This is a genomic window from Shewanella rhizosphaerae (genome assembly GCF_019457655.1).
Taxonomy (GTDB): domain Bacteria; phylum Pseudomonadota; class Gammaproteobacteria; order Enterobacterales; family Shewanellaceae; genus Shewanella; species Shewanella loihica.
The window spans coordinates 3,520,923-3,539,914 of record NZ_CP080420.1; the positions used below are offsets into that span (position 1 = coordinate 3,520,923).

The following is an 18,992-nucleotide window of genomic DNA, read 5'->3' on the forward strand; positions in this document are numbered from 1 at the left end:
CCAACTATTTAGTTCGACCTTGTCTTTGGGCCCTCTCTGAGGGCCCTTTTTTATGCCATCTTAAATTGGCAAAACCACTAGTTCATGCCGTGGCAATCACTGCACTCTTTGATGGTCAGCTCTGGGGTATGCACCTCTGCATCGGGGGCATGGGCATCCTTCATGGCGTGACAATCGTTACAGCTTGCCAGTGTGGCCTCTGACTCAGTATGCATGGTCAGGTCGATAGGCTCATGGCAATCTTTACAATCCATGGCAACGGCGGCGCCAGCAAATAGCAGGCCGGCGGCTAGGGTGATCAATGTTTTCATCTCGGGCTCCTGGTTTTGGCAAGTCAAACAATTAAAAAGTTTACATTCAAAGGCTTGCCGCCTGGTATGGCCAAAGCGGGCAAGATCCAAGGCGCAGCAAGCTATCCGGCGAGCATTACCAGCCAAGATTAAGCCAAACTTAAAAAAGCCGTCGCGATGAAAGAAGTGCCGACAGGATCATAGGCTTAAGTAACGCTTTGTGATCCAAAGCAAAATTTCATCTTGCATAAGACACAAAAAAGCCGCACTGAGGCGGCTTTTTTAAAGCGCAAACGGCTAAGCCAAAGAGGTTAGAAAGAGGTGCGCTTATAACGGCGATATTCCGCCGTCCAGAAGTTATCTTCAATCGCCTGCATCAGCAGCTCATCGCTGGCCGGCAGCGCATGGCCCTGCTCGATGGCAACTTTGCCCACCGCGAAGGCGATATGCTTACTGACAGAGTGAATATCTTCCAGTGCCGGCAGCAAGGATCCCTCGCCGTCCTTCGCCAGAGGCGAGCACTCGGCCAGGGCGCGGCTCGAGGCCATCAGCATCTCGTTGCTGACGCGCTTGGCACCAGAGGCCAGCACGCCCAGGCCAATACCAGGGAAGATATAGCTGTTGTTACACTGGGCGATCTCATAGGTCTGCTCCTCGATCACCACAGGCTCGAACGGGCTGCCGGTTGCCACCAGCGCCTGACCCTTGGTCCAGTGCAGAATATCTTTCGGCGTCGCCTCGACGCGGCTGGTCGGGTTAGACAGCGGGAAGATGATTGGGCGTTCACAGTGAGTGTGCATCGCCTTGATGATCTCTTCGCTGAACAGACCCGGCGCGCCAGACACACCGATCAGCACGGTCGGCTTACCATTGTGCATCACATCCAATAGCGAGATGTTCTCACTCTCAGTGTTCCAGCCCTCGACCTTGGCTACCTGCTGCGCCAGATTCTGCTGGAAAGGCAGCAGGTTAGGCATGTTGTCTTGCAGCAGTCCCCAGCGGTCTACCATGAACACCTGCTGGCGCGCCTGCTCGTCGCTAATGCCCTCTGAGACCATCTGGGCGATGATCGCCTCGGCAATACCACAACCTGCACTGCCGGCGCCCAGGAAGGCGATGCGCTGCTGGCTCAGCTTACTGTTCGCCGCCTGACAGGCCGCCAGCAATGAGCCAACAGTCACCGCCGCGGTGCCCTGAATGTCGTCATTAAAGCAGCAATATCTGTCCTTGTAACGCTCAAGCAGCGGCATGGCGTTCTTCTGGGCGAAGTCTTCAAACTGGATCAACGCATCCGGCCAGCGTCTGTGTACCGCCTCCATGAAGGCCTCGACAAACTCGGCATACTCTTCGCCGCCGATACGCTGATTACGCCAGCCCATATACATAGGATCTTCCAGCAGATGCGGGTTATCTGTGCCCACGTCTAAGGTGATAGGCAAGGTATAGGCCGGGCTGATACCGCCACAGCTGGTGTAGAGCGACAGCTTACCGATAGGAATACCCATGCCGCCGATCCCCTGGTCACCCAGACCCAAGATACGCTCACCATCGGTAACAACGATGATCTTCACCTTCTGACGGGTCGAGTTATTGAGTATGTCGTCGATGCGATCCTTGTTGGGATAGGAGATAAACAGGCCGCGGTTACGACGATAGTTTTTCGAGAAACGCTCACAAGCCAGGCCAACCGTCGGCGTGTAGATGATGGGCATCATCTCGGTAATGTGATTCTGCAGCAGACGGTAGTACAGGGTCTCGTTGGTATCCTGAATGTTACGCAGATAGATATGACGGTCGAGATCGTTGCCGAAGTTCTTGTACTGATCGTAGGCGCGCGATGCCTGCTCTTCGATGGTCTCGATCACATGAGGCAGCAGTCCCTCTAGGTTAAAGAAGATACGCTCCTCTTCGGTGAAGGCACTTCCCTTGTTGATCAAGGGGGCTTCAAGAATGGCAGGGCCGGCAAAAGGAAGATATAGCGGGCGTTTATTATCGTCCATTGGTAACCTTTTCTCTATCTGTGGGTATGTTGGAATGGCTGTGCTTTCAATTTTGGCAAGATTACCACAAAGTGTGATCTTTGTTGCCTTTCACGCGATCATTTTTTTGATTATTTTCACACTCCGGTTGTTTTAAACAGCCATGGCTTTAGCCTAAACCCAGGCATAAAAAAACGCGGCCTGAGCCGCGTCTTTAAAGAATGATATTATTTACTTACCGCGATACTTGATCGACAGACCCATCAAGAAGTTACGCAGCACCTGGTCGCCACACTCTTTAAAATGTTTGTGGCCGGGTTTTCTAAACAGGGCACCCAGCTCGGAACTCGTCATTCTGAAGTCCGCCAGGGCTAAGGTCTCGATGATATCTTCTTCACGCATCTCAAGGGCGATCCTCAGCTTCTTGAAGATCAGGTTGTTGTTTAACTGAGACACGGGAGCGGGGATCTCTGCCCCATCGCGCAGACCGCGTTTTTCGATGATCAAACCATCTAGAAACAGGCACAAGGTCTTGTCGTTACAGGGCTTATACCCCTCCTCGGCCTCTTTCTTGAGCATGTTGAGCAGGACTTCCTGGCTCATCTCATGTTTGACCTTGGCGAAGATCTTGATCATCTTGGCATTCTTGTAATCGAATACGAATCGTAGACGGCGTAAAATATCGTTATTTATCATGACTTAAATTCTTAAATTACTGGCTCGCGCGGGTGCGCCTGCCATAGCGACGACATTATAACCGACTTTGCGTCGGCGCCGAGGCATTATTTTCAAGCTTGCGACCTGCCATCAGAGTCTCTCGCAGCGCCTGGCGCAGTTTATCGTGCAGGCCAAAGGCTTGATTACTCTCATCAATGGGCCAGGAGGCGTTTTCAAGCACCACCAGATAAGTGTCTGACTCGGGATAACTCAGGCTCAACGATTGATAGCCAGGCAGATAACCAGAATGGCTGTACTCCTTTATCCCCTGCTGGTTCACCTGCACGCCGAAGCCGTAATAGAGCTGCGACCAGCGATGCGGCCGCAGTATCTGAGGAGCCATCATCGCCTGATAGGCATCATCGCTCAGCAGCTTTCCGCCATGGAGCGCCCTGAGATAAGTAAGTAATCCCCTGGCCGAACCCGTCATGCCGCCGCCCGGTAAGAGGTTCATCTGCACCTCATATTCCATCGGCTCTTGGGTAGCGATCTCTATTCCTTCAATCAGCCCCTGCTGCGCCCCAAGCTGGGCCTTGATGCCTTCGACGCCATGCTCGGTCAAAAAGGTATTCACCAGGGTGGCAAAGTCCTGCTGATAGGTGATTTCGAGCAGCTCCGCCAGCACCTGAAAGCCCAGATTGGAGTATTGAAAATCGCTGCCGGGCGCGAACCGATTCGCCTTGCCCTGAGGCGCTATGCCAGAGCTGTGGCTTAGCAGCTGAGCGATAGTGATCCGCTCGTCATAAGTCGGCAGATTGTTGGATGCCATATAAGGATTGATCTTATCCTCCAGAGCCAACTTGCCCTGGCTTACCGCCTGCATCACCAGGGCGGCGGTGATCATCTTGCTCTGTGAGGCCAACATGACCCAGCTATCCAGTGTCGGCGCGGCGGCCTCACGATAAGCATTAGTCTTCACGTAGCGCAGCTCACCATGCTGCATCAGGGCGATCACCCCATAGAAGGGCCGCTCGTTGGCGGCGATGATGCTATCGAAAGCACTGCCTAGCTCGGCAAAAGCCTCGCCAATCGCCAAGTCATGCGCAGAGGGTACATCAACCCGCTCACCCGCAGCTTGCTCAAGCTTATCCGCGATAACAAACTCACTAGCAGACACGCAGTCGCTGGCCAAGGCCCCCAACAGACAGAGGCTGCTCGCCACGACACTCATCTTCATCCTTGTTCTCCTACACGGCTTAACCGATAAACTTCCAGTAGACAAATAAAGCCGCAAACCCTAGCAGATAAGTCATGCCGATCCAAGAAAGCAGCCGCATGGCCACGCCGTAGCGATCGCCGGGCGCCAGATTGTCACTGGTCATCAGGCGATAGTTGAGCCAGGCGAAGATGATGGTGGTCATGAAGGCCAGGGTCATCACAAACTGCAACAGTGGCAGCAATGCCCCCTTGAAGAAGAGTATGATCCCTAGCCCCAGCAGGCTCACGGCCAACATGGTCAGGTTAAGGCCGCGCTCGCTGACCTCATCCTTACGCAGAAGCTGCACACTCAGGATAAGGGTACGGCTGTAACCATCCACTACGGTAACCGTGGTGCTGAAGATACAGAGCAGGGCCACCAGAGCGATCAGGTAACGGCTCCCCTCCCCCAGCACCTGGCTATAGAGCTGAATCAACTGCTCGGCAAACTTGGCCCCGGAAGGCGAGAAGTGCACGCCCGAGCCGTGCATCACCATGGCACCGAGCGAGAGAAACACCACGGCCAGTATCGCCGTGGTGATGAAGCCCAGATTAAAATCGAACAGCGCCTGCTTAGGGGTCACCATCTGCTGTTTCTGCTTTTCCAAAAGCCAGAGGGAGTTCCAGCAGCTCACCTCGATAGGCGCTGGCATCCAACCCATCATGGCTACCAAGAAGCCCACATGAGCCCACTGCCAGGGGGAAGGCGACACGAAGCCAGGAGCCAGAATAGGTTCGGCGTTAAAGGCCAGCGCGGCGGCACTCAGGGTGGTCACCGTAAGGCAGAGCATGATCACCTTGGTCACCCTGTCCAGCACCCGGTAATGACCCAGCACCAATAGCAGCAGGCTGGCGACCAAGACGATCAGCGCCAGCAGATCGATAGGCAGGGGAATAAACTGGGTGAGCAGCGCGGCAGTTAACATGGCGACGCCTGCGGTGCTGGCCACCGCCGCCAGGGCGTTGAGCAGCGAGAAGAGCAGCAGGTAACCGCGTCCCTGGCGTTGATAGCCATGTAGCAGGCTCTCACCGGTTGCCGCCGTATAACGGGCCCCGGCGGCAAAGAAGGGATACTTGAGCAGGTTCACTAGGAGTATCACCCAGGCCAGCTGCCAGCCAAACTCGGCGCCGGCGCGGGTCGAGGCCACCAGGTGCGAGGCGCCGATGGCCGCGGCCGCCATTAGCAGACCAGGGCCCGTGGCGGTTAACAAGCGGCGGCACTGCAACCAAAGGCTAGTCTGGGTTGTATTTACACTAACGTTTTCCACTCTCGATTTTCCTTCAGATAAACTAAAAATGCTCGCCCAGGCAGGGCTCTGTCAGCACGAGCCTTTAGCCTGCTACGGCTGATGCAAAGACTGAGCCAGCTTGGCCTCGATGCGCCTCAGGGTCTGGTCGATACTCTGCAGGCAGGCCAGGGTCTGGGCGGCCACGTCCACTTTCGCCTCGCTGGGCTGACTCTGCTCGGCCAGCGCACTCTTTTGCGCCATCACGGCGGCGCGAAACTCGGCCACCGCCTCGACGCCGGTAAGGCTTATCAGCGCACCATTGCCCGACTGCCCCGCCGTCTCTATGGTCAACTTGTGGATGCCAAACAGGCGCATCAGCGGTCCCTGGATCATCGCCATGTCGGTGATCTTATCCAGCGGCACGGTATTTTCGGTGCGGGTGAGTATTCCCTTACGCACGATAAGCTTCTTGGTGGTCAGCTCGGCGCTCATGTTGGCGATATACCTGTGAGTCGCCCACAGGCCGATGGGATACCAGAGCAGCAAGAGCGGGATCCCGACGACAGAGACGGCAAGCACTACCGCCCCCGAGGTCAGCCAATAGTGCCCAAGCTTGTGGTGAAAGCGCGCCTCGAGCAGTGTTTTTTCTTCCATTTTATTTACATCTCCCCATAGGTCTGACGGGAACCGAGCTATGACAATGCCAAGAGCCTAGGTATTAATCAATCAAATTCATGGGTTTATTTATTTACATTTGTTATCAATTCGCCCTATTGACTTTGTTACTTAAGGAATTAGTTTAGTAACGTTAATGTAACAAATGGTGGCGGTAGTTGAGTGGTAGTCACTGAATTAAAAATATAATGATTCAAAAGGGATGAACATGAAAAGACCTCAATATTGGCCCAGCGCCTGCGCTATCGCCATTACCATTGCGCTAACCCCACATGTTTATGCGGCCGACGAAGGAGTCGAGCGCATAGAAGTCACAGGCTCTCGCATTAAACGTACCGATATCGAAGGCCCATCGCCGATCCAGTCGATCAACAAAGACGATATCGCCAACATGGGTTTCGACAACCTACAACAACTGCTGGAACGCATGCCAGCCAACGGCGCGGGCGCCTTCTCGACCCGTGGTAACAGCCAGGACTCTACCGCCAACGGCGCGGCCTCTATCAGTCTGCGCGGCATGGGCCCAGATGCTACTCTGGTACTGATCAACGGCCGCCGCGTGGCCATCAGCTCATTCGCCGAAGGGATCACTAACTCCTTCGTCGACATCAACAATATTCCGGTATCCGCCATCGAGCGTATCGATATCCTTAAAGATGGCGCCTCGGCCATCTATGGTTCAGACGCCATCGCCGGTGTGGTCAACATCATTCTGCGTAAAAACTTCGAAGGTATCGAAGTCAACCTGGGCTACGGCGAAGCCTCTGGCTCCGGCTATGACGAACAGAGCGGCTCTATGCTTTGGGGCATGCAGTCCGATAAGGGCAGCGCCTCTATCATTCTCGATTACTTCAAAAACAGCACTCTCGCCGCCAGTGAGATGGGCCGCTTCGGCACCGCCAACCAGAGCCCATACGGCGGTGAAGATTTCCGCTCGTCACGCGGCTTCCCCGGCTACTTCTATGTCGATGGCGTAAAGACCATAGACCCTGACTGTCCGGCCGACTCGGCCACCGCCAGCGGCAGCTGTCTGTTCGACTACGGTCCATACAACCTCACCATCCCAGCCGCCGAGCGTGTGGGGGCAATCGCCCAATTCGACTATCATCTGAGCGACGAGATGACCGCCTTCCTGGAAGTCGCGGCCCAGCACAACACCTCTGAGGCAGGCGGCGCGCCGACTCCGCTGGATGAAGATGCCATGCTGACGGTTCCAGGCACCCACCCTAACAACCCGTGGGGCAAGGATATCGAGATAGGTCGTTACCGCACCGTGGATGCCGGCGCCCGTCGCTGGGACATAGAATCTGACACCCTACGTCTGGTTGCCGGTCTACGTGGCAACATAGATGAATGGGATTGGGAAGTCTCGGCTCAGAAAGGCCGCAGCGAATCAACCCAGAAGGGTGACAGAACTCAGGGCTGGGTGCGCACCGACTTCCTGCAAGCCGAAATCGACGCAGGTAACTACAACCCATTTGGCGGCACCATGAATTCACAGGATGTGATCGATCGCATCACCACCAGCCTGGTTCGTCAGGGTGTGTCACACCTGACCGCTTATGACGCCAGCATCACGGGTCCGGCCTTTACCCTGGCGGATCGTGAAGTCATGATGGCCGCGGGCGTCGAGTACCGTGAAGAGGACGTGAGCGATGTCCCGGATGATCAATTCCAGCGTGGCCTGATCTTCGGTACCGAAGCCGTGTCAGCCCAGGCCGACCGCGACCAGTACGCGGCCTATGTGGAATTCTCTATCCCAGTTACCGACAACTTCGAGCTGCAACTGGCCGGCCGTTACGACCACTACAGTGATTTCGGTTCAACCACCAACCCTAAGGTTGCCTTCCAGTGGGGAATTAGCGATCAGCTGACCGCTCGCGCCTCTTGGGCGACCGGTTTCCGCGCGCCATCTCTGGCACAAATAGGTCTTGGCCCATCGAGAGAGAGTAGCTTCTTCATCGATACCTACCGCTGCGCCGCCGACAACGTCGACTGTACCGCGCTGGACTACAACACAGAATTTGCCGGTAACTCAGAACTGGACGCCGAAGAGTCAGAAACCTGGAACGCGGGCCTGATCTGGGCACCTAGCCAGAAGTTTGATATCGGCTTCGATGTCTTCAGTATCACCCAGGACAACAAGATCGATAAGCAGCCACTGGGCGAGATCTACCTGGCCAACTGTAACGATCAAAACAGCACTGTGTGTGAGCGTCTGGCGCCGCAGCCGGGGCAAACTCTGGGCCCAATCAGCCTGATCCACTCAAGCTTCATCAACTTAAGTTCGCAAGAGGTTCAAGGGGTGGACGTTTCCAGCCACTATGGCCTGGAGATGGACCGCTTCGGCGACCTCAAGTTTGGTCTGGAATACAGCTACCTGCACAAGTTTGAGAAGGACAAGCTGGATTACACCGGCGAGTACCGCTACCCGCAACATCGCTGGTTGCTGACCACCAACTGGACCATGGATGACTTCGCCGCCAACATCAACTTCAGCTACATCGGCGAGTTTGAAGATACGCCAGATATTGACTTCGACGGCTCACTCGACTTCGAGGTCAACAAGTCGCGAATGGTTGAGTCTCAACTCTTGGTGGACATGTCCGGTTCATACCGCTTCAACGACACCTTCAAGTGGACAGTCGGCGTCAACAACGTATTGGATGAAGAACCGCCATTTGCCATCGGCGACGGCGACACAGACCTCTACGGCTATGTGATTGCCACCCATAACCCAATGGGCCGCTACTTCTACACCAAGTTGAGCATGAGGTTCTAATACCAATCACAGTAAGTAAGCTATCAGAAATAGCGTAAAAAAACGTTTGATAACCAGGCAGGATTTTCGATAACTAGTTATTCTACAATCAAAAAACCTAACATAGTTATCGAACGTTTTAACGAGCTAGGATGATCAGCTATTTACTCGGATAGGTAAAACATACACTGTCACAAAAATGGCATCCAAATGGATGCCATTTTTATTTACACTCATTACTCACCTAAAGATAAGCGAGGAAAAGGATGATCACTCTATATGGAACCCCAAGAAGCCGCGCCCTGCGCGTCTCCTGGCTACTGGAAGAATTAGCTATCGACTGGCAATTTCATTTCATCAACTTTGCCAAGGGCGACAACCGCAGCGAGGCCTTTCTGGCCATGAACCCTTGTGGCAAGGTGCCCGTCATAAAGGACGATGACCTGGTGCTCACCGAATCCGCCGCCATCTGCCAATATCTGGCGGAAAAATATGGTCAGGGACAGTTTCTGCCCACACCCGGTACACCACAAGCCGCTCATTACCACCAGTGGATGAGCTACATCATCTGCGAACTGGAGCAGCCCCTGTGGACCATGGGCAAGCATAAGTTCGCCCTACCCGAGGAGCACCGCCTGCCAGCCATACTGCCTACAGCGGTATGGGAGTTCGACAAGGCCGCTACCATCGCCGAACAGTGGCTGCCGGACAGCGACTTCCTGCTAGGAGATATCCCAACGGTTGCCGATATCATGCTGGCCCATACCTTGATGTGGGCGACGGTATTTGAGCAGCAGATCCCGCCTAAGCTGGCCGCCTTCAGAGACAGGATGAAGACACGCCCGGCCTTGATCCGTGCGCTGGAAAAAACCGAAGCCGTCGCCGCTCAGGCAACAGAGTAGTTAGGCGTAAAAGGTTTAGCAGCATAATGTCTAACACTTTAGAGATTATGCTGCCATCCACTGCCATGAGGCCTTACTGAATGGCCTAACGCTTTGCTATTGGAAGCAAACGATTATCACTCAGATGGGCAGCCTGGCACCTTGGAGAGATCCAAACTGATCTCGTCAAACCTAGCGCTTATCTTCAAGATATGCTCATCCAGGCTCACCTCATACTCCCCCATCCAGTCCAAGGTTTGAATCGGCGCCAATCGATACCGCCACAGGGGCAGATCGCACTGCATCCATACCCTGTGATAGGCCTTGCCCATGGCGCCGGGATCTACGGTCTGCACCCAGATGGCGTAATCTTCATAGCGCTTAAACTGACTCTGCTCATTGGCAGGCGCGCTAAACACCAGGCTCATAAACAGACCCAGCACCAAGAAGATCAGCTGCACGGCCCCCAGCAGATAACTCAGCCCCATAACAATCGTTAACGGCCAACTGCCTTTGACGACCTGTGCAAATTGACGACGAAAACGCTCCAACAGCGACAATCCAAACAGTAGGGCAATCAGCTTGATCAGCAGGGTCACAGGTTGTGCCTTAGCCATAAAGCTAGGATCAACCCAGAAGGCGCCAAACAGGCCGGGTAACAGGCTCTCAATCAGCGGCAAATAGATAAGCGCTGCGATGGCAATGAAGAATGAAGTAGGCTGACGAGGGCTGGTAGCTTGGTACATATCCTTGTCCAAATGGAGTTAACCTTTAAGTAACATCTGCACAAGATAGCATTGAGCTCCTTGAAGCAACACAGTTTAAAGATGAAAGATAATTAAAAAAGCCCCGCTTTAACGAGCGGGGCTTTTTATCGAATCAGGGACTAACTCACAGCTGAGTGGCAGCCCACTTGGCGCGGCTCTCGCGGCTCTCTTTCAGGCCTTCCTTCTCGCGATAAGCCTTGTAAGCCTCGACGTCCAGCGGCACCAGGGTGACCTCGACTTCCAGCATCAGCTTACACTCTTTCTTGATGCGCCAGGCGGCCGTGTTGTACAGCTCGGTCAGCGGCAGCGAGCTTAAGAACTCGGGGTTGTACTGGGTGTAGATGGCCTGTGTCGGGTAGACCACGAAGCTCAGGCGGCGCTTAGGCTCCTTCTTAAACAGTTCCTCGATGCCGTCACAGGTGTTGAGCACCTGCATCTCTATGGTCTCATCCAGTTCCAGCAGCTTCTTAGCCGCCAGACCCGACACCTCGGCCTCACCCGCTTCCCAGGCCAGTACGTCGGCTTCACTGCACTTGCTCAGCTCGCCCACTTGGGCGGCACTCAGGCCGAGTGAGTGACGCAGGTATTTAATTTCTATTGCATTTAATTCAGCTGTCTTTGCCATCTTGATATCCAAATTTGAGTTAATCTTGTCACGCGCCTAGGCGGGGATCCAAACCTCTTCGACCCATTGCCAGAACGACTCCCAGCTCTCCTCGGCCAGCTCGCCGTCTTGCCACAGCATCACCTGACCTTCCTGATCGATACAGTAAAAGTCATCGCCCTGCTGACAGATGGCGATATATTCCCTCGGCATGCCGATAGACCAGGCATAAGAGGTTACCTCTGGCAGATAGGTATGGGCATAAGGATCCGCTGCGGTCACAGGCTCTAAGGTGCCGTGAATCACGTCGCTGGCGTAGAGGAGATACTCTTTCAACTCAGCGGGTAAGGGGATCAGGATCTGCTCTTCCACTTCGACCAGTTGATCGAAGCTGGGCAGCTCCAGAGGAACGGGAACTGTCTCGCTCAGTTCCCTGAGTTGCTCGATAAGATCGTGCATTGTCGTCTGCTCTAAATGGGCTAATGGCCGCAAGTATAATCGCTTTAAGCCCAGATTGTTAATCCAATTTATCGCAGACGCTGCACCTCAATGGGATTAGGCCGCGGCGGCTAACAGCTCGGCGCTGTCCAGCCTTTTATAGTAGAGCCACGCCTTGTGGTACTGCTTGTGGGAAGCCTGACGCAGATGGGTTATCTGCGCCAGCTCCAGCTGACTCAAGTCGCGAGACTGGGCGATGGCCCGCGCCTCGATGGCCTGGATCTGCTCGTAGGCCTTATGTTCCTCACCGCTCTTGATCTCGGCGATAGCCTTGAGGTGCAGCTGCACCTCGGCGATCATGCCGGTTTGCGGTAACTGCACCAGCAGGTTGAGGTCGCGATAACCAGAAGCCTTAGGCTCGGCGAAACGGTTTTTCACCTGCAATACCTTGACCTGCTGCTGAAGATCCTCAAACGCCGTCATCAGCCCCTGAATATCGTTAGCTACCAGGCTGGCCCTGGCAAGATCCGTGATGCGGCTGGCATCGCCGTCAAACTTGGCGGCAATCTTGGCCTTAGCACGCTCATAGCTTTTCACTTCGGGGATCAGCAGTTGGTAACTCTCTTGGGTATTTAGCCCCTCTAGCAGACTGGTCAGCTCCTGCTGGGCATTCTGGGCCTGGGCATAGAGGCTATCGAGGTCGTCGCTACTCTGGCGGATCAGGGCGGCGGAGCTACTGGCGATGGCGTGCAGACCATGCTGGTCTTTACTGAAGGACTGTTTCTGGGCGTAGCAACCAGATTCCTCTTTGGTGTCGATTAAGGCGTCGTAATTGGTCGCCAGGGCGCTACGGGTGGAGACAAGTAACAGGAAGATAAAAAAGGGTCTAAACAACTTATTCATAACCGTCCTCGGTAAAAGCGCAAACCTTATACCCTTAATCTAGCCAGGGTTCACTTAACCCTTGCTGAATGGATGATGAACAATTATTTATCATGAAACAGACATAAAAAAAGAGCGCCAAGGCGCTCTTTTTTATCAAGAAAACTCGAATTACCAGATCTTCACACGCTGAGCGGGTTCGATGTACATGGCATCGCCCTGCTTAACGTCGAAGGTGGTGTAGAACTCAGGCATGTTAGACAGCGCGCCCAGGGCACGGAACTTAGCCGGTGAGTGTGGATCGGTCGCCACGCGGTTACGCATCGCCTCTTCCTTGATCTTGGCACGCCAGATCTGGCCAAAGCCGATGAAGAAACGCTCGTCGCCGGTCAGGCCGTCGATAACCGGTGCTTCCTTACCATTGAGTGACATCTTGTAAGCCTTGTAGGCGATGGTTACGCCTGACAGGTCGCCGATATTCTCACCCAGCGTCAGTTCACCGTTAACATTCAGATCGTCGAATACCGAGTAACCATTGTACTGATCTACCAGCGCCTTACCGCGCGCAGCAAACTCTTTCAGATCTTGCTCTGTCCACCAGTCGCGCATGTTGCCTTCGCCGTCGAACTTAGCGCCCTGATCGTCGAAGCCATGGCCCATCTCGTGACCGATCACCGCGCCGATACCGCCATAGTTCACCGCGTCATCTGCCTCCATGTTGAAGAAAGGAGGTTGCAGAATTGCCGCCGGGAAGACGATCTCGTTCATGGTTGGGTTGTAGTAGGCGTTCACCGTCTGTGGTGTCATGTGCCATTCCCACTTACGGATTGGCGCACCTAGCTTCTCAAGATCCTTCTCATGGCTCAGCTCGCTGGCGCGCATGCTGTTGCCTACCAGGTCATCGGCCTTGATGGTCAGCTTGTCGTAGTTTTCCCAGCGATCTGGGTAACCAATCTTAGGATCGAACTTAGCCAGCTTGTCTTTGGCCGCGACTTTAGTGTCTGGGCTCATCCACTCCAGGCCATCGATGCTCTCGCCATAGGCGCGACGTAGGTTTTCAACCAGCTCCTGCATGCGGTGCTTGGCTTCAGGCTTGAAGTGACGCTTCACGTAAACCTTACCCACAACCTCACCCAGCAGGTTGTTTACCGTGCTCACGCCGCGCTTCCAGCGTGGCTGTTGCTCAGCCTGACCGTTGAGTGTCTTAGAGAAGAACTCGAAATTTTCACGGTCAAGATCTGTGCTCAGATCGCCGGCGAAGTGGGTCAGGGTCTGCCAGGTCATGTAGGTCTTCCACACAGACAGATCGTTAGCCTTGAGCACTTCATTGAAGCCTTCGATGAAGCTTGGCTGGTTGACGATGATGTCGGCCTGCTTGTCAGCGCCCAGAGTCTTGAGGTAACCGTTCCAGTTGATGTCCGGCGCCAGCTTAGGCAGATCGGCCACCTGATACAGGTTATAGGTCTTAGTGCTGTCGCGGGTCTCAACCACGTCCCAATGACGGCTGGCGATAGCGGTTTCCAGCGCCAGGATATGCTCGGCGCTCTCTTTCGCGTTTGGCAGACCGGCCAGGGTGAACATCTTCTCGATGTGGGCCACAAACGCCTTACGAATATTGACGAAACGCTCGGCTTCGTTGAAGTAGTAATCCTTCTCAGGCAGGCTCAGACCATATTGCCAGATATGAGTGGCATAACGGCTAGAATCTTTAGAGTCGATGTCGATGTAGAATGCCAGCGGCGTGCCGCCACCAATCATCTGGCTGTGGGCAAAGTATTCCACCAGCTGATCTTTGTTCTCCAGAGCGGCGATCTTGTTCAGCTCACCCTGAATCGGCTTGATGCCCAGCTTGTCTAGCTGGTCCGTGTCCATGAAAGAGCGATACAGGTCGGCAACCTTCTGCTCGTCGCTGCCCGCCTTCAGGTTAGGGGTAGCCGCCACTTCTTCGATGATGGCTTTAACATCGTCACGTGACTTCTCACGCAGGTCATAGAAGGCGCCTGTGCTGGTGCGATCGCCCGGGATCTCAGTGTTCTTGATCCAGGTGCCGTTAACGTAGGCATAAAAATCATCTTGCGGACGTACCGACTTGTCGAAGTTAGCAAAATCGATACCCGAGGTCAGGGCTTGTTGTACCGCTACCGCGGTTTCTGTCTTGGCGGTTTCCGGGGCCTTAACTTCTGCCTGGTCGCTGTTGCAAGCGCTAAGACCAAGAATCAAAGAGGCGCAAACCCCTCCAACGAACACTTTTTTCATGTGAATTCCTTTTATGCTTAATTGTTTTTTTGTTAGCAATGCGACTGTCATGGCGAAGCCAAAATGGTGCAAAAACTGCTTCAAGAGACCTATGTTAAAGGGATTGGGTCAATGTAAACAAGTTTATCTGCTACCCTTGGGCGAATTTCTGGTCACTCATATGTAAGTAAAGATTTCCTCTCCCTGGCGCTAACGCCCTATTACGCCTCAAGGTGGCGTATCACCCGCGCCGGATTACCACCGACTACCGTCTTAGCGGGGACATCTTTAGTGACCACGGCGCCCGCCGCGACAACGGCCTCGTCGCCTATGGTTACGCCCGGTAAAATGATCGCCCCGCCGCCTATCCAAACCCGCTCACCGATATGGATAGCCTCGGCCAACTCCCAGCCCTGACAGCGACGCGCCGCATCCAGCGGATGGTTGGCGGTATAGCACTGCACGTTTGGCCCTATCATGGTCTGGCGCCCTATGGTGATAGGAGCATTATCTTGCAAGGTGACGTTGACGTTGATGAACACCTGAGGCGCGACATGCAGATTCTGCCCATAACTGATATAGAGCGGCAGCTTAATCACCGCCTTCGCGTCCAGATGAGGCAGCAGCTCATTGTCCACTTCCCTGCGGCGGTTCATCTCGGCATTGGCCTGTTGCTGCGCCTGCCAACGGCTCTGCAGCTCGCCGTCGAGACAGTTGTACTCCTGGCCGCTGACCATCTTGTCAAATTCGCTCACTTCTTCCATCGCCTATCGGCTCCTTTCGAGGATGCATACTGTGTCTGAAATTTGCCATGCTAACACTTTCCAGGGCTAGCTCTTTTCCTCACGAATGCTTTTCGTGACGAGTCCTTTTTAATTGCCACTTTCCATTAATTCTCGGCGGCCTCATAATACCGCCCCAAAGTAGCATCCTTAGGATAATCCAGTGCGTCTAGACAAATTTATCAGCGAATCCACCCAGCTCACCCGCTCTCTGGCCAAGAAGGCCCTACACAGGGGCGAAGTGACCGTCGATGGTCAGGTCATCAAAGATGGCAGCTTCAAGCTGAATGAGAACCAGAAGGTCTGTCTGGACGGCGAGCCTATCTCGCTGATTGGGCCGCGTTTTATCATGTTGCACAAGCCGGTGGACACCCTCTGCTCCACCGTCGATGAGGTCTACCCTTCTGTGCTCAACCTGCTCGAGCTGCCCCACAAAGAGGAGCTGCATATCGCCGGACGCCTGGACGCAGATACCACGGGCCTGGTGCTAATCACCAGTGACGGTCAATGGTCCCACAGGGTCACCTCGCCGAAACGCGAATGCGGTAAGACCTATCTGGTGCAGCTTGCCGATCCCCTCAAGGCTGAGTGGGTCAAGCAATTTGCCACCGGGCTGGCGCTACGCAGCGAAGAGGGACTCACAAAACCGGCTACACTTGAGCTGCTGGGCAGCCACGAGGCGAGACTCACCATCACCGAAGGTAAGTATCATCAGGTGAAGCGGATGTTTGCCGCCGTCGGCAACAAGGTGGTGGGACTACACAGGGAATCTGTTGGCGAGATAGTGCTGGACGAGAGTCTGGCACCGGGTGAATGGCGCTACCTGACAGAGGCTGAGATAGCCTCGGTCAAGTAGCGCGCCGCAATCAGTTATCGACCGGCGATGACCGCCTTGATGCTGTTGAGCAGGGCGCGGTCGGTGCGCGCCTTCTTCAGCTTCTTCACACTTTCCTTGAGCGAGGCGTCCGCCAGGCGGGTGAAGATGTTGTTGTACTCCTTCTCCTCGATCGCCTCGTCGCTGTCGGCCAACTCGGCAATATCCTGAGCGACGCGGCTAAGTTGCAACCAAGAATTCGCGATATAGAAGCCGTGGAATTCGGCTTGGCCAATTAACCCCTTGGCGCTGGCAGGCAAGGCGTCCCAGGCAGCCGCGAACTTCTCCTCTTCATCGCTGAGCAGCTCATTGAACAGATTGGCATAGGCCTCCAGCAGATTCGCCGGCACCTTATCCATGGGGATCACTGTGTTGCATACATTCAGCGCCGCCTGCTCGGCGATCGCCTGATATTCTTGACTGGGTTTACTCATAAAACACTCTCGACACAAAGCGCCGCATTCATCGCGGCAGGTTCGCCTATCAAAACTTGCCAAATAGAGCCGACAAGCAGGCGCAGAATAAAGGCTGACGTTATACCCTAGTCTGACTGAAAAGCAAAATTGACACTTTTGTTATATAAAAGTTAAAAATAAACGCATAAAAAATATACTTTTTACTGTCAATAAACTGTCATCCGTATAATATAGTTACAAAAAAAGTGTTTATGCTATGGTTAAATGGTCACATAGCAAGGTTGGCAAAGCTAAAAATGACAAGAACAACAAAAGCAAAATCCTGGATAACTTCTCTGCTGCTGATCAGTCTTAGCCTCTCACTCTTAGGCCTCAGCCCATTGAGCCAAGCGCAAGAAGATAGCGCCGAAGAGATAGACGCCATTTTTAAAAAGTTCGACCAGGGCGAGTATAAAGATCAGCAGGCGATCAAAGAGGCGCTCGACTACCTGACAGCCAATATTACAGCCGACGACATGGAGCGTTACCTCAAGCTGCAGACGGTACTTTGCTGGAATAACTACGACATCACCAAGCAGCAGGCACTCAAAGACGCCATCGCCTTTGCCGATCTGAAACTGCTCACCGAAGGGGTTGCCGCCTCGGCGGAGGCCACCACAGATCTCAAGCTATGCCGCGCCTTCATGCATCAATTACTTGGCAAGGTCGATATTGCCCTGGAGGAGTACAACAAGGTTGTCGCCGAAGCCTACCTGATAGAATCGCCACGGCTCATCGCCGACTCGCGCTCACTGCGCGGCGCCATCTATTCTTTCCAGGGTAACTTTGCCCAGGCGCTGGAAGATCTGATCACCGCCCAGCACCTCTATGAGTCCCTCAACCTGCAACACTGGGCCATCTACAACCTCACCGAGTTGGCCACCAGCTACCGCCGTTTCGGCGATCCCCAGACGGCAATAAAATATTATCGCAAGCTGGAGAAGGGCTTCGAAGATACCGGCGATAAAGATGGCGCCAACGCCATCAAGACGGAGATAGGCTTCGCCTTGGAGGAACTTGGCGAATATGAGGCGGCGCTAAAGAAGCACAAGGAAGCCTACCAATACTGGCGTGAGACTCTGGGCGAGGAAGCCAGTGCCCACACGGCGGTAAATGTCGCCGGCGTGCTGATTCAGCTGCATCGTCAAGGGGAGGCCAAGCCCTACCTGGATGCGGCGCAGAAAAGCATCACCCCGGACCAAGGCGCCAGCTACAGCTTCATGCGTCTGTATCAGGCGCAATCTGCCCTCACCAATGGCCAGTATCAACAGGCGCTCGATTATATCGACATGGCCGAGGAGACCTTTAAGCAGATCAAGAATGCCCGCGGCCTGGAACAGCTGCACATGGTGCACAGCCAGATCTTCGTCGCCGAGAAAGACTGGAAACAGGCCTACGAGGCGCTGCTGAGCTACATACAGACCCATAAGTCGCTGGATGCCACCCAGCAGACCAACCGCACCACAGAGATGCGCACCCGCTTCAATACCGAGCAGATAGAGCGCGAGAACCAGCAGCTGATCGAACTGCAGAAGATCAAAGAGAACGAGCTGGTGATCCTCAAGCAGAACAAGTATCTGCAGCTGGCGGTGATCGTCCTGGGCTGTATTATCATGATCATTCTCTCCATCGTCGCCTACAAGCAGTCGCAGAAGTCCAAGCTGCTCTCAATCCTGGCGTTGACGGACCACCTGACCCAGCTGCCCAATAGGCGCTACACCTACTCTAAGGGTGAGGGTTACTTCAAGTCTAAGGATGAGGGCCACCAGCCGCTGTCGATCATACTGTTCGATGCCGACCACTTTAAGAAGGTCAACGACAAGTATGGCCATGACATCGGCGACAAGGTGCTCATCGCCCTGGCCAACATCAGCAACGGACTGATGCGCAAACAGGATCTGGTGGGGCGGGTCGGCGGCGAAGAGTTTTTGGTGATCTTACCCGGCACCACGGCCGAGCAGGCGCTCAATGTGGCGCAGCGCCTAGTGACCACAGTAGAGAGCAGCAACTTCGATGACGTCTACATGAACTTCAAGCTCACCATCAGTGCCGGTATCGCCTGCACTGACGGCGACAAGAGCTTCGAGCATCTGCTAAAACGCGCCGACGATGCCCTCTACCGCGCCAAGTCATCGGGTCGTAACTGCGCCATATTAGATACCTAATATTCTGAAAAGCAAAACGAAAGCGAGATCGCGATTCAGGCTAATAGCGCCCAATCGCTGT

General features: G+C 54.3%; 17 protein-coding genes. 4 read left to right on the top strand and 13 right to left on the bottom strand.

Going from position 1 to position 18,992, the window contains the following annotated elements:
* Positions 1-77: 77 nt before the first annotated feature.
* The 6 genes from K0I63_RS15370 to K0I63_RS15395 form a co-directional block, all read right to left on the bottom strand.
* Positions 78-311: a hypothetical protein gene (locus K0I63_RS15370; protein WP_220043157.1), complete on the bottom strand. Its 234-nt coding sequence runs from the start codon at positions 309-311 to the stop codon at positions 78-80.
* A gap of 290 nt (positions 312-601) precedes the next feature.
* Positions 602-2,290, bottom strand: a complete 1,689-nt coding sequence (locus K0I63_RS15375; RefSeq protein ID WP_220081577.1) for an NAD-dependent malic enzyme — start codon at positions 2,288-2,290, stop codon at positions 602-604.
* Positions 2,291-2,500: 210 nt separating this feature from the next.
* Complete coding sequence (locus K0I63_RS15380; RefSeq protein ID WP_011866760.1) at positions 2,501-2,965, bottom strand: YehS family protein; 465 nt, start codon at positions 2,963-2,965, stop codon at positions 2,501-2,503.
* A gap of 55 nt (positions 2,966-3,020) precedes the next feature.
* Entirely contained in the window at positions 3,021-4,163 is a 1,143-nt protein-coding gene (locus tag K0I63_RS15385; protein ID WP_220081578.1) for a serine hydrolase domain-containing protein, read from the bottom strand.
* Between the two features lie 19 nt (positions 4,164-4,182).
* Complete coding sequence (locus tag K0I63_RS15390) at positions 4,183-5,409, bottom strand: Nramp family divalent metal transporter (protein ID WP_258406841.1); 1,227 nt, start codon at positions 5,407-5,409, stop codon at positions 4,183-4,185.
* Between the two features lie 114 nt (positions 5,410-5,523).
* Positions 5,524-6,066 (bottom strand): PH domain-containing protein, encoded by a 543-nt coding sequence (locus K0I63_RS15395; protein ID WP_220081579.1) that lies wholly within the window; start codon positions 6,064-6,066, stop codon positions 5,524-5,526.
* A gap of 229 nt (positions 6,067-6,295) precedes the next feature.
* Between K0I63_RS15395 and K0I63_RS15400 the strand changes: the two genes are divergently transcribed.
* A complete protein-coding gene (locus K0I63_RS15400; RefSeq protein ID WP_220081580.1) occupies positions 6,296-8,869 on the top strand; it encodes a TonB-dependent receptor in 2,574 nt (857 codons plus the stop codon).
* A 245-nt stretch (positions 8,870-9,114) separates the two neighbouring features.
* Positions 9,115-9,750 (top strand): glutathione S-transferase family protein, encoded by a 636-nt coding sequence (locus tag K0I63_RS15405; protein WP_220081581.1) that lies wholly within the window; start codon positions 9,115-9,117, stop codon positions 9,748-9,750.
* A gap of 116 nt (positions 9,751-9,866) precedes the next feature.
* Here the strand turns inward: K0I63_RS15405 and K0I63_RS15410 are convergent, their stop codons facing one another.
* The 6 genes from K0I63_RS15410 to K0I63_RS15435 form a co-directional block, all read right to left on the bottom strand.
* Positions 9,867-10,475, bottom strand: a complete 609-nt coding sequence (locus K0I63_RS15410) for a hypothetical protein (protein WP_220081582.1) — start codon at positions 10,473-10,475, stop codon at positions 9,867-9,869.
* A gap of 145 nt (positions 10,476-10,620) precedes the next feature.
* Positions 10,621-11,121, bottom strand: a complete 501-nt coding sequence (locus tag K0I63_RS15415) for a DUF4447 family protein (protein WP_220081583.1) — start codon at positions 11,119-11,121, stop codon at positions 10,621-10,623.
* A gap of 36 nt (positions 11,122-11,157) precedes the next feature.
* Complete coding sequence (locus K0I63_RS15420; RefSeq protein WP_011866768.1) at positions 11,158-11,559, bottom strand: SMI1/KNR4 family protein; 402 nt, start codon at positions 11,557-11,559, stop codon at positions 11,158-11,160.
* A 96-nt stretch (positions 11,560-11,655) separates the two neighbouring features.
* Positions 11,656-12,441 carry a RelA/SpoT domain-containing protein gene (locus tag K0I63_RS15425; protein WP_220081584.1) on the bottom strand — a complete coding sequence of 262 codons (786 nt, stop codon included), beginning with the start codon at positions 12,439-12,441 and terminating at the stop codon, positions 11,656-11,658.
* A 150-nt stretch (positions 12,442-12,591) separates the two neighbouring features.
* On the bottom strand, positions 12,592-14,676 hold the full coding sequence (locus K0I63_RS15430; protein ID WP_220081585.1) for a M13 family metallopeptidase: 2,085 nt from the start codon (positions 14,674-14,676) through the stop codon (positions 12,592-12,594).
* Between the two features lie 200 nt (positions 14,677-14,876).
* Positions 14,877-15,410 carry a sugar O-acetyltransferase gene (locus K0I63_RS15435; protein WP_220083472.1) on the bottom strand — a complete coding sequence of 178 codons (534 nt, stop codon included), beginning with the start codon at positions 15,408-15,410 and terminating at the stop codon, positions 14,877-14,879.
* Between the two features lie 190 nt (positions 15,411-15,600).
* Here K0I63_RS15435 and rsuA point away from each other — a divergent pair, with 190 nt between their 5' ends.
* Complete coding sequence (gene rsuA / locus K0I63_RS15440; protein WP_220081586.1) at positions 15,601-16,293, top strand: 16S rRNA pseudouridine(516) synthase RsuA; 693 nt, start codon at positions 15,601-15,603, stop codon at positions 16,291-16,293.
* A gap of 14 nt (positions 16,294-16,307) precedes the next feature.
* Here the strand turns inward: rsuA and K0I63_RS15445 are convergent, their stop codons facing one another.
* Positions 16,308-16,745, bottom strand: a complete 438-nt coding sequence (locus K0I63_RS15445) for a DUF3069 domain-containing protein (RefSeq protein WP_220078944.1) — start codon at positions 16,743-16,745, stop codon at positions 16,308-16,310.
* A gap of 362 nt (positions 16,746-17,107) precedes the next feature.
* On the opposite strand from K0I63_RS15445, the gene K0I63_RS15450 reads away from it, so the two are divergent.
* Positions 17,108-18,931 (top strand): GGDEF domain-containing protein, encoded by a 1,824-nt coding sequence (locus K0I63_RS15450; protein WP_258406890.1) that lies wholly within the window; start codon positions 17,108-17,110, stop codon positions 18,929-18,931.
* Positions 18,932-18,992 lie beyond the last annotated feature (61 nt).